Below are 12,251 nucleotides of genomic sequence, written 5' to 3' on the forward strand. Positions count from 1 at the left end.
TTGCCTGCTACCGGCTGGTGGCAGGTGTCGCCAAAGCTGGCTCAGCCTGGTCGGTTTGGTGTTGGTGCCAGGCGGTCTCGTACTCGTCGGGGCTGAGGTAGCCGAGTTCTTTCTGGATACGGTGGGTGTTGTACCAGCCGTCGATGTAGGCGAACAGGGCGTTCTCGGCCTCGTCGCGGGTGCGCCACGCCTGCCGGTAGACCAGTTCGGTCTTCAACGTGGACCAGAAGTTCTCCATCAGCGCGTTATCGTACGAGTCGCCGACCGAGCCCATCGAGGGCAGGATCCCGTTGTCGTACAAGCGTTCCGCGAAGCGGAAGGACGTGTAGTTCGACCCACGGTCGCTGTGATGAATGAGTTCGCCGTCGCGCACCTCACGGGAGAAGATGCCGTACTCCAGCGCGGCTAGGACCAGATCGGTGTCGCAGCGGTCGGAGGTCTTCCAACCGACAATCCGCCGGGAGAACACGTCGCGGACCGCGGCCAGCCAGAACACGCCCTCACCGCACGGGATCCGGGTCGCGTCAGCGACCCACAACCGATCCGGGCCGTGGGCGCGGAACTGCCGGTTCACCAGATCCGGCGCCGGCTGTCGGGACGGATCCGGCCGGGTGCTCGGACCGCCGCGCCACCCGCGCCGCAGGAACGCGCCCTTCCAGCCCTGCTCGCGCATCAACCGCTCCACCCGTTTACGGCCGACACGGATCCCGTCACGGCGCAGCTGCTGATGCACCCGGTCAGAGCCGTACGTGCACCCGGACGCCTGCCAGATCTCGTAAATGTTGGAGAGCAGGCCGACGTCGACGATGTCGCGGTCACACGGCTGCTCGATCTGCTTGCGCCAGGCGTAGTACGTCGACTCACCGATCTGCAGGACCCGTAACAGGAGCGCGACCGCGTACCGGTCCGACTGTTCGTCGATGAACGTCAAGACCGTCGCCGGGTCGGGTCGAGCTCCGAGGCGAAATACGCCGACGCCGCTTTCAGGATCTCGTTCGCCCGGCGCAGCTCCAAGTTCTCCCGCTGCAGCCGGCGGTTCTCCTCGAGCATGTCCGTCGTCGGCCGATCGGCGCGTTCGCCGGCATCGGCCTCGGCCTGGCGGATCCAGTTCCGCAAGGCTTCGGGATGCACGCCCAGCTGTTCGGCCAGCCTTTTGATCACCGGCTTCGGATCCGACTCTCGATACAGCCGCACAGCACGTTGCCGCAGCTCATCGGGGTACTTCTTCGGTGGCGCCACAGATGCTTCCTCCCCATGGCCATCAGACCATGATCACGAAGCTCCATGTAACCGGGGGTCCCTCACCGAGAGCCTCACAGATGCTATACACCGGCGTCCCACCTGATGCTTGGCACGATCGATGTTCCGGCTATCGGGGAACTACACACCCGTACAGTGCCGACTGTGACCAGGTTCTTCATGGCGGTCGGCCGTCACCGGCGCCTCATCGTGGCTCTCGCTCTGGCCGTAGCCGTCGTCTTCGTGATGGCCCACTTCTGGGTGCCAACTCTGGCTCAGCGCGCGTTCCCCACCTTGGCTGTGCTGGTCCTTGGCACCCTGGCACTGGCGACGGTGGTACTTGCTCTGCCGCGCCCTCGAGCGTTCGAGGTTCGGTCGCAGGTGCCCGCTTTCAGCACGCCGTCCAGCCCGGCGGCCGTTTTCCTCATGCTCGCGATGCTGATCATGGCGATGGAGTTGACCGGCACCGTGATCCGGGACCTCGATACGACCGAGACGTTCGTCGACCGGCTGCTCCCGCTCGGGGCAGTCGTGCTGACTGTTCAGCTTGCTGTCGGCGTATGGCGGGGGCAGGGTATCGAGCTGCGGCCCGACGGTCTGCGAGATCGGGAATGGGCGGGCACGCTGATCGTGCCATGGGACGCCTTACCCGTGGTGCCGCTGCCACGGCCCACGGACCCGCGAGGAACCTTGCCCGTCGGCTACGCCCGGCCGGAATTGGTTCGCCGACATGGACTTGTGACGAGCCGACGTCGGCTGTATACCGACAACATCGATCAACGTTTCGTGGCTCGGGTCATCCGGTACTACACCACGCATCCCGAGCACCGCTCGGCGATCGGTACCAGGGTCGAATACGACCGACTCCTGTCCGCGATCTCCGATCCGCCGTCTGGCCCCCCTGACCAGGATCTCTAGCCCAACCGTCAAGCATCAGGTGGGACTAGCACGAGGGTGAGACTTGTCGGGTCTCATGACCTGCGCGATAGATCGGTATCAGGACGTGGGTGACATCGAGGCCGCTGGGCGCATCATGGTCGGTGATAGCCAGATCGAAGGCGCATGACCAGCGGCCGTCAGCGAGTTGAGTCTGCGCCGAGCGGAATGCCCGGTGGGGTCTCCTACGGCCTGAATCGCGGGGCGTCAGGCTCCGGAGTGACGACGAAAGTCACTACGACCTGAGACTCGACCATGTGGATCCGCGGCGCTGAGACCGGCCCCGTGAACCCGCTGTTGCAGCCTACTCGCGAGACCAGGGCGGTGAACTTCGTGGACGTCTTTTGAAGGTTCTGTCCGGGCTTGAGGAACCAGACAGCAGCATCGCCGCGTTACGTCGGTCTTCACTGATGCGCTGGCCTCGGCCGCAGAGGTCACCCTGATTCAGCAGGAGGCGGTTCGCTGGTGGCTCCGAATGCTGACGTGAGAGTCGCTAGGGACGTACACATTGTTGTGTCCGCGTATCGGGGCACCGTTTGAACGTTAGGTTTGACACCGCAAGATCGTCGCTGGATTTCGTGTCCGCAAGTTCCGACACCACGGCTTTGAGGGGCGGTTCGGCTTGCTGCCGGGTGGCAAGCTCGTATCCCGTGATCGTCGCGGCGAGCTGTTCGCTTCGCCACGGCGGGTTTTCGCCGACCGGGACGGGGACGGGCTGTGGATAACGGCATCCGCGATGAGTTGCTGGGCCGTCTGGCCGCGGCGGTCGGGTCCGTCACCGTCGCGCACCCGACGCGGGTCGCGATCGACGGGCCGCCCGCCGCCGGCAAGACCACCCTCGCCGACGAGTTGGCCGTCGTCCTGCGGGAACATGGTCGTGAGGTCGTCCGCGCGACGATCGATGATTTCCTCTTCCCACGGGCACGGCGCTATCCGCGCGGCGAGTACTCGGCCGAAGGCTGTTACTTCGACGCCCATGACTACGACGCGCTGAACCGGGTTCTGCTCGATCCGCTCGGCCCGGGCGGAGATCGACGGTTCCAGCAGGCGGTCTACGACCATGCCGGGGACGCTGTGCTGTCGCCGCCGGTGGCGACGGTCACTGCCGACGCTGTGCTGGTCTTTGACGGTGTGTTCCTGATGCGCCCGGAACTTGTTGACCGGTGGGACTTGCGCGTGTTCGTGTCGACGACGCTCGAGAAGACTGTGGACCGTGCCGTGATCCGAGAGCGTCGGGTGTCAACGCGGACTGACGTCGAACGGCGCTGGCGCGAGCGTTACATCCCCGCCCAGCGGCTCTATTTCGCGACGGCCCGACCGACCGATCATGTCGACATCATCGTGCATAACGACGAGCCCCAGTGGCCGGTCTGGGAAAACCGCACTCGTGAAGGCCTCTGACGTGGGGTTTATCCGTCTGTTCTGACACCACGAGAGGTGGACGCTCGATCGGATGGATTCGATGTCCGCGAGTTCCGACACCACGCTGGGCGGTGGAAGCACCGGCTGACTCGGGACGGAGGCCGACGGATACCGCGGATGTCGAAGATCGAGTTGTTCGCGGCGATCCGCCGTGATCTCGCCGCGGGAATGTCGGGCGATGCCGGCGCCCAGGGCGTCATGACCGCCCGGACGTGGATGGCCGGGCGGCCATGCCAACGCCCGTCGGCCGGCGTGGGAATCGGGTTCGGGCCGCAGCCGAGCTGCCACACCACCCGTCCTTGACCTCGGAGCCTCTGCGACCTTCGGGCAGGGGATCACGGGACAGGCCGGTGGCCTGCCCTCATCAGGTCGCTCGCCGCCGCCCCGTCCCCGGCTCGGCGGTGGACCGGTGGTGTCAGGGCATGCTGACGCGTGCCCGGCCATACAGGGGTTGGTTGGGCCGAGTCGTGTCCAGCTATCGGCGTTTCCAGGTTCGGGTCGGGGCGTAGGCGATGTTGCCGGCGCGGTCGACGGCACGAACCTGGACCTTGATGGACTGGCCGACGCGGGTGGCGTAGCGGTTGACGTCGAAGCGGAACGCGTAGCCGGGTGCGGTGTCGCGGGCGATCACGCGGCCGTTGACGAGGAGTTCGACGCGGGCCATGCCGTACTGGTCGGCGGCGGTCACGGTGATGTTCCGGTAACCGCGCACGTTCGCGCCGTTGGCGGGACCCTTGGCGATCTTGATGGTGGGTGCGAGGTTGTCGTTGATCACGGTGCGGGTGTAGGTGGTGGTGTTGCCGACGCCATCAACAAGGGTCCATTGCAGTGTGACGGGGCCGTTGCGACGGGCTACCGCGATGCCGTAGGGGGCGGTGGTGTCGCGGGCGTAGTGGGTGCCGTTGACGGACAGGTCGGCGTACGCGATGCCGGCCGGGTCGGTGGCGGCGATCGTCGCGGTGATGGTCCCCGGCAGGAGGGCGCCCTGGGCTGGTGTGGCCGTGGTGACCTGCGGTCCTCGGGTGTCGACGGTGACAGTGCGGGTCAGCTGGGTGCTGTTGCCGAGTTCGTCGACGAGGGTCCATCTCAGTTCGATGGCGCCGGTCTGGCCGGTCACCTCGATGGTGTAGGGGGCGGTGGTGTCGCGGGCGTAGTGGGTGCCGTTGACGGACAGGTCGGCGTACGCGATGCCGGCCGGGTCAGTGGCGGCGATCGTCGCGGTGGTGGTCCCGGGTACGGTCGTGCCGTCGGCTGGTGAGACCGCGGTGACGGTGGGTCCTTGGGTGTCGACGGTGACGGTGCGGGTGAGCTGGGTGGTGTTGCCGGCCTCGTCGGCGAGGGTCCATTGGAGTTCGACGGTGCCGGTCTGGCCCGTCACGGCGACGCTGTAGGGGGCGGTGGTGTCGCGGGCGTAGTGGGTGCCGTTGACGGACAGCTCGGCATACGCGATGCCGGCCGGGTCAGTGGCGGCGATCGTCGCGGTGAAAGTGCCGGGCACGGTCGCGCCGTTGGTGGGTGAGGCGGTGGTGATGCTCGGGCCTTGGGTGTCGACGGTGACGGTGCGCCGGAGGCTCCTGGTGTTGCCTGCCGTGTCCGTGACGGTCCATCGCAGTTCGGCGGTGCCGGTCTTGGCGGTGACCGGGATGGCGTAGGGGTAGCTGGTGTCGCGGACGTAGGTGGCGCCGTTGACGGACAGGTCGGCGTAGGCGATACCGGCGGCGTCGTTGGCATCGATGGTCGCGGTGAAGGTGCCGGGCACGGTCGCGCCGTCGGCGGGCGAGGCTGCGGTGATCTGCGGTCCTTGGGTGTCAACGGTGACGGTGCGGGTCAGCTGGGTGGTGTTGCCGGCCTTGTCGGCGAGGGTCCATCGCAGTTCCACCGTGCCGGTCTGGCCCGTCACGGTGACGCTGTAGGGGGCAGTGGTGTCACGGGCGTAGTGGGTGCCGTTGACCGAGAGGTCGGCGTAGCCGATGCCGGTGGGATCGGTGGCGGTGATCGTCGCGGTGAAGGTGCCAGGCACGGTCGCGCCGTCGGCGGGTGAGGCTGCGGTGATGCTCGGGCCTTGGGTGTCGACGGTGACGGTGCGCCGGAGGCTCGTGGTGTTGCCTGCCGTGTCCGTGACGGTCCATCGCAGTTCCACCGTGCCGGTCTGGCCGGTGACCAGAATGGCGTAGGGGTAGCTGGTGTCGCGGATGTTGGTCGCGCCGTTGACGGACAGGTCGGCGTAGGCGATACCGGCGGCGTCGTTGGCATCGATCGTCGCGGTGAAGGTGCCGGACACGGTCGCGCCGTCGGCGGGTGAGGCCGCCGTGACTTGCGGTCCTTGGGCGTCGACGGTGACGGTACGGGTCAGCCGGGTGCTGTAACCAAACTCGTCGACGAGGGTCCACTGGAGTTCGACCGCGCCAGTCTGGCCGGTCACGTCGATGGTGTAGGGGGCGGTGGTGTCGCGGGCGTAGTGGGTGCCGTTGACAGACAGGTCGGCATAGGCGACACCGGCCGGGTCGGTGGCGGCGATCGTCGCGGTAAAGGTGCCCGGCACGGTCGCGCCGTCGGTGGGCGAGGCGGTGGTGATCCTTGGGCCTTCGACGTCGATGGTGACGGCACGGGTCAGCTGGGTGTCCGCCCCGTGGGTGTTCTGGGCTTTGACGGTGAAGATCAGTGGACCGTCGCGAGTACCGGCGTCCCAGCTCAGCGTCCAGGGTGCGCTGGTGGCGGTGGCCACCTCAGCCCCGTCGACGTACAGGCCCACGGTGGCAATGCCTGCCAGGTCACTGACTGCCGGGGTTACCGTCAGCATGCGACCGATGCTCTGGTCGGAGGCCGGTGAAATGATCTCCAGGTCAGGTGGATCAACATCCACCAGCGTCATGGTCTCGGTCTCGGCGCGCGAGAACCCATCGACGTTTCTTCCCCAGCACCACAACGTGTCATCGGTGCGATCGGCACACGTCAGGTCTCCGCCTGCCATGACTGTCGCCCAGGTCCTGAGACCGCCGACGCGGGTCGGCAGGAACTGGTTGGCGGTAGCGCCGACACCCAACTGCCCATCGACGTTCTTGCCCCAGCACCACAACGTGCCGTCGGTGCGGGTCGCACACGTGTGGGAGTAGCCTGCGGTGACGGCCTTCCAGGTCGCGCCAGCGCCGATCTGCACCGGTGTATACCGGGCCGTGGCGGTGCCGTCGCCGAGCTGACCGTAGTAGTTGTAGCCCCAGCACCACAGGGTGCCGTCGGTGCGGGTCGCGCACGTGTGGTCGCTGCCTGCGGTGACGGCTTTCCAGGTCGTCGCGGTACCAACCTGCACCGGCGTCGACCGGGTAATGGTGGTGCCGTCGCCGACCTGACCGGTGCCGTTATATCCCTGGCACCATAGGCCACCGTCGACGCGGATGTCGCACCTTTGCGCCGAGCCCCCGTTTTTGGCGCTGACAGAAGCCCAGGTTGTGCCATTGCCGAGTTGCCTCGGGCTGACAACGGCGGCGGAGGACACTGTGGTGCCATCGCCGAGCTGTCCATCGCTGTTATTGCCCCAGCATCGCAACAGACCGGCAGTATCAGTGCCGCAGGCAAAGGTGAAGCCGATGCTGGCGGAATCCCAGCTCGTGGTGTTACCAACCTGTCTTGGCGTAGACGCGTCGATGGCGGTGCCGTCGCCGAGCTGTCCGTAGCGGTTGTAGCCCCAGCACCACAGGGTGCCGTCGGTGCGGGTCGCACACGATTGGAACCAGCCGGCGCTTGCGGCGTTCCAAGTTGCGTCAGCGCCGATCTGCACCGGCCTGTACCGGTCCGTCTCTTGGTCGTCCGGCGGACCACCGGTGCCGGTGCCCCAGCACCACAGGGTCCCGTCGGTGCGGGTCGCACACGTGTAGGAGTCGCCAACGCTGACGGTGTTCCAGGTCGTGACGGTACCAACCTGCACGGGCGAGGACCGGTCATAGCTGATACGGGACCTGTCCTCCCTGAGCACGGGCCGGTCCTTGCTGGTGTCACCGATTTCGCCGGCTCCGTTGGAGCCCCAGCACCACAGGGTGCCGTCGGTGCGGGTCGCACACGTGTGGTGCCAGCCCGCGCTAACGGAGTCCCAGGTCGTGACCGTATCGACCTGCACCGGTGTATACCGGCTCGTGTTGGTGCCGTCGCCGAGCTCGCCGTCGTAGTTGTCGCCCCAGCACCACAGGGTGCCCTCGGCGCGAGTCGCGCATGTATGAGCGTCGCCGGCGCTCACCGCGTTCCAGGTGTCGCCGGCGCCGATCTGCACCGGTGTATCCCGGCGCGTGGTGGTGCCGTCGCCGAGCTGTCCATAGCTGTTGTCGCCCCAGCACCACAGGGTGCCCTCGGTGCGGGTCGCACACGTGTGGGAGTGGCCGGCGCTGACGGTGTCCCAGGTCGTCGCGGTACCAACCTGCACCGGCGTCGACCGGGCAATGGTGGTGCCGTCGCCGAGCTCACCCCGTCGGTTTGCACCCCAGCACCACAGGGTGCCGTCGGTCCGGGTCGCACACGTGTTGAGAAACCCCGCCTCAACCGAGCGCCAGGAAACCGCGGCAGTTGACGATGCTGCCTGGGGCGCGGCCGCCGCAGTGACCGGTACGCCGATGATTCCGGCGATCAAGGCCAGAAGTGCCACAATCCGGACCCGAACGTCGCCACCATACCGGCGGCCAACCATCAAGATCTGCTTGCGGCTTTCGCAGGCCATATCCCGACCTGTCCATGTTCGATCCACAGCGACGTCCGATCCTGATGGCACACCGTGCCCCTGTGGCAGCTCAGCGCAGCTCCGTCTCGAAGTCGGTGAAACTGGATGCCACCAATCCCGACGCCGACTGCCCGATGCTCACCACCCACCGTTGCCGCCATGGAGCAACCCGGGTGCTGTTCGGTATCAGCCGACGGCACTCGTAAGAACTCGAAGGTGGGTAGCCAAGATCGTGGGGTGTCCTGCGTGCCAGATCCATGCCAGATCAGGTTCCGCACCCGCAGGGAAGCGGAACAGGCAGCCAACGACGCGGAGGCCAAGGTCCGCAACGGCGGCCGACCACCGTCTGCGGCACGCCCGATGCCACCCGTTCGGGTGCGCGTGACCCGACGCAGGCCGCGCATGGTCGTGCCTGACGTGTGGTCCCCACCGGTCCTCTGGCTCCTACGCGGCCTACTCAAGCTCCCCTTTCCTGCATCAGGCGTCATTTCGACCTCGAGGTGCCAGGGATCCAGCCCGGCACATGTGCGCCTCGCGCCCCCTTTGGTTCGCTGGGCTGTGGTGACTCTCTTACCTCTCTGTAGGAATTCTCCGGTGTTGGTCTTACCGCCGTCGGCCAGTCTCCTGGTGGCCCCAACGAGCGGGGTCACTGCGGACGAACCAGTCCTCTACAGTCAAGGAGTACGCATGCGCAAGATGACGATCGCGGCTGTGGTGACGGGTGCGGCATTGCTGGCCGGCGGGTTCGGCGCCACCGCCTACGCCAGCAACTCCCCGGCACCCAAGACCAAGGCGCCGATCCAGCAGACCAGCATCACCGACAAGTGCGTCACGGTCGGTGACACCGGCTTCCACGGCTCGAGTGGAACCACGGCGGATGGTCAGCGCAGGACCCCGTCCGAGCTGAAGCGCCTGGATGGCAAAGCGGGTGAAACCTGCATCAATTCGACCGGCGGTTTCGAGGTTGGCAAGGCTGGCAAAGCTGGCAAGGCTGGCAAGGCTGACCAGCCGGCAGTGGAGAAGGCCGGCGTCTACGAGGCGGGCAAGACCGGAGCTGGCAAGCCGACTGCGGCCAAGCCTGGTGCCTTCCAGTCCGGCAAGACCGGTGCCTTCCAGTCCGGCAAGACCGGTGCCTTCCAGTCCGGCAAGACCGGCTTCGGCGAGTCAGCTGTGGGTAAGACCGGCCGCTGACTCAACCGGCAGGCAGGAGAAGGCTGACATGACGACCGCGATCCCGTGTACGGCGTGGCCAAACGCGGGATCGCGGTCGCCGTCGGTGTTGTGGGGCTGACCCAGGTGGCGTGCCGGACCCTGCCCCTGGGTCGTGCGGATTTGGCACGGCTCCGGCCGGGACGACGCGGTGGCGGGGCTGCCCTATCCTTCGACACTTCCCGCACGTGTAGAGAGGCATGGCACTGATAGGTATGGCGAGCCGGATCCTGTACGCCGAGGACGACCGCGCCACGCGTGAGTCGATCACGCGTGCTCTGGAACTGGAGGGCTACGAGGTCCACTCGGTCGCAGACGGGACGGGTGTGTTCGAGGCCGTCGCGCAGCAGCCCGCCGATGTGATCGTGCTCGACCTGATGATGCCGCATGTCGGCGGGCTCACCGTCTGCCGACGGCTGCGGGCTGGGGAGAACCGGACTCCCATCTTGATGGTCACGGCCCGCACCGAGGTGTCGGATCGCGTCGCGGGTCTGGACGCCGGTGCCGACGACTATCTGCCCAAGCCGTTCGCCCTGGACGAACTGTTCGCGCGGGTCCGCGCGCTGATGCGGCGAGGCCGTTACGACGAGCCGGACCGCAGGTTGCGCGCGGCGGATCTGCTTGTGGACGAGGGCGCACGGCGCGCCTGGCGCGGCGACCGCGAGCTTGAGCTGACCAAGACCGAGTTCGACCTGCTGCAGTTACTCACCCGCAACTCCGGTGTCGTGCTCAGCCATTCGACGATCTACAGCCGGATCTGGGACTACGACTTCGGGCCCGATTCCAAGGCCCTGGCGGTCTATGTCGGCTACCTGCGACGCAAAATGGAGGTCGACGGGGCGGCCCGCCTGATCCACACCGTCCGCGGTGTGGGCTACACCTTGCGCGAGCCGTGAACCTGCGCACCCGCCTCGCGCTCGCGCTCGCCATGCTGGCCGCGCTGTCGGTCGCTGCGGTCGGCGCGATCAACTACGCCGTCACCGAGCGGCGGCTGCACGAGGCGGTCGACACCGGCCTGAAGGGCTTCGCGGCAGCGGTCACGTCCGACATCGACGGGAACGCGAGTTACTGTCCCGGCGATGGGTTGGGGGATGCCGCCGTGGCCGGCGTCGCCAGTCTGCCACCGGTCGTCGGTGTGCCCGACATCGTGCAGTGCGCTTATCCGGACGGACAGGTCGCCTCCTTCATCGGCCCTGACAACGTCCGGCTCACGCGGCCCTCCGCCGCGGTGGCGTCGGGTGGTGCCGTGCTGGGTCCCTGGACCCAGACCGTGGGCGGGCGTGACTACCGCGTCATGGTCATCGGACTCGGAGACGGGGAGCTTCGGATCGCTCAGAGCCTGACCGAAACTGAGCACGTGCTGGCCTCGGTCCGGGGGCGCTCAGCGGCGGCGGGTCTGGCGATCATCGTGCTCGCGGCCGCGGCCGGTGTTCTCCTCGCCCGCTGGACCAGCGCACCGGTGACCCGGCTCACCGCCACCGCCGAGGCGATCGCCACTACCGGTGACCTGGGCATCAACGTGCCGACCGGTCGCCGTGACGAGGTCGGCCGGCTGGCACGTACCTTCGCCGCGATGCTCGCCGCCCTCACCCGGTCCCGCGAGCAGCAGCAACAACTCGTCCAGGACGCCGGACACGAACTCCGCACACCCCTGACCAGCCTGCGCGCCAACGTGGACACGCTGCGACGCTACCCCCACCTCGACGAGAGCCTGCGTGATCGCGTCCTGGCCGACCTCGACAGCGAACTGCGAGAGCTGTCCGCCCTCGTCGACGAGGTCATCGCCGTCGCCATCGACCAGTACGACGGTGAGCAGGAGCGGCACGTCGATCTCGTCGACCTCGTGCACCGCGCCGCCGAGCGGGCCCGTCGCCGCAGCGGCCGGCACATAGTCGTCGATGCCGCCCCGGCCAGCCTCACGGCCAAGCCGGAACAACTGCTCCGCGCCGTCGGCAACCTCCTGGACAACGCCGTCAAGTTCACCGACCCCAGCACACCGATCGAGGTGACCGTCCGTCCCGGCCGCATCGACGTGCGCGATCATGGGCCGGGCATCAACCCCGCAGATCTTCCCCACGTCTTCGACCGCTTCCACCGCGCTGCCGACGCCCGCGCGGTGACCGGCTCCGGCCTCGGCCTCGCCATCGCACAGCAGATCACCCACCAGAGCGGCGGCACCATCCGCGCCGCGAACCACCCACACGGGGGCGCACTGTTCACCATCCAGCTGCCGGCCTCACCTTCCAACGCACCGCCCGACAGTCCACCAAACCCGGGGCTTGACAAAGCCCACCCACATCCTTGACCGGCGGTCAAGGACCAGCCTTCTGACCTGCAAGAACACCCTGTCGGGCTGACAGGATTTGAACCTGCGACCCCTTGTTACCAACCATTACGATCCTGGACTTGTCATTGCTCGTCACAACCTGACATTGAGCTGCGGAAATACCGCAAAGGCATGATCGACTCTTGTCACCAGTTGTCGAACATGGGCAGGGGGTTTTCGGGGGGTAAACGGGGGGCGCTGTTCGGGCATGGCACCCCATGAGGCCGCAGCTGGCTCATCGCTATGACCCCCAGGGTGGTGGCCGCCGCCGACATCGCCTGTCGCTCCCACCGACGTCAATCGATCCGAATCGAGGCGGCGTCCTGTTCTGGGCCACCAGCTGTGGGGTTCGTGTCGGTGGGAGATCGATACCGAAACCCCACACGACCACGACGCCCCGGCGATCGTGATCCTGTC

Annotated in this window: 8 protein-coding genes; 5 read left to right on the top strand and 3 right to left on the bottom strand. The window is 67.2% G+C overall.

What is annotated here, in order from left to right:
• Nucleotides 1-7 precede the first annotated feature (7 nt).
• Nucleotides 8-931: an IS3 family transposase gene (locus ACMCNO_RS21785; protein WP_412751311.1), complete on the bottom strand. Its 924-nt coding sequence runs from the start codon at nt 929-931 to the stop codon at nt 8-10.
• A complete protein-coding gene (locus ACMCNO_RS21790; RefSeq protein ID WP_412751312.1) occupies nt 928-1,239 on the bottom strand; it encodes a transposase in 312 nt (103 codons plus the stop codon). The genes ACMCNO_RS21785 and ACMCNO_RS21790 overlap by 4 nt, the downstream gene beginning before the upstream one ends.
• A gap of 165 nt (nt 1,240-1,404) precedes the next feature.
• On the opposite strand from ACMCNO_RS21790, the gene ACMCNO_RS21795 reads away from it, so the two are divergent.
• Both ACMCNO_RS21795 and ACMCNO_RS21800 read left to right on the top strand, forming a co-directional pair.
• A complete protein-coding gene (locus ACMCNO_RS21795; RefSeq protein ID WP_412751313.1) occupies nt 1,405-2,157 on the top strand; it encodes a hypothetical protein in 753 nt (250 codons plus the stop codon).
• Between the two features lie 735 nt (nt 2,158-2,892).
• Nucleotides 2,893-3,576 carry a uridylate kinase gene (locus ACMCNO_RS21800; RefSeq protein WP_412751314.1) on the top strand — a complete coding sequence of 228 codons (684 nt, stop codon included), beginning with the start codon at nt 2,893-2,895 and terminating at the stop codon, nt 3,574-3,576.
• A 496-nt stretch (nt 3,577-4,072) separates the two neighbouring features.
• Here ACMCNO_RS21800 and ACMCNO_RS21805 read toward each other — a convergent pair whose 3' ends face one another.
• The gene (locus ACMCNO_RS21805; RefSeq protein WP_412751315.1) at nt 4,073-8,299 is read right to left on the bottom strand and encodes an Ig-like domain-containing protein; all 4,227 of its coding nucleotides are present in this window, start codon (nt 8,297-8,299) and stop codon (nt 4,073-4,075) included.
• A gap of 687 nt (nt 8,300-8,986) precedes the next feature.
• Here ACMCNO_RS21805 and ACMCNO_RS21810 point away from each other — a divergent pair.
• The 3 genes from ACMCNO_RS21810 to ACMCNO_RS21820 all read left to right on the top strand — a co-directional run bounded on the left by ACMCNO_RS21810 (nt 8,987) and on the right by ACMCNO_RS21820 (nt 11,813).
• Complete coding sequence (locus tag ACMCNO_RS21810) at nt 8,987-9,490, top strand: hypothetical protein (protein WP_412751316.1); 504 nt, start codon at nt 8,987-8,989, stop codon at nt 9,488-9,490.
• A gap of 233 nt (nt 9,491-9,723) precedes the next feature.
• Nucleotides 9,724-10,404, top strand: a complete 681-nt coding sequence (locus ACMCNO_RS21815; protein WP_412751317.1) for a response regulator transcription factor — start codon at nt 9,724-9,726, stop codon at nt 10,402-10,404.
• A complete protein-coding gene (locus ACMCNO_RS21820; protein WP_412751318.1) occupies nt 10,401-11,813 on the top strand; it encodes an ATP-binding protein in 1,413 nt (470 codons plus the stop codon). Before ACMCNO_RS21815 ends, ACMCNO_RS21820 begins: the two co-directional genes overlap by 4 nt.
• Nucleotides 11,814-12,251: the final 438 nt, after the last annotated feature.

The organism is Krasilnikovia sp. M28-CT-15, assembly GCF_047159595.1.
Classification (GTDB): Bacteria; Actinomycetota; Actinomycetes; order Mycobacteriales; family Micromonosporaceae; genus Actinoplanes.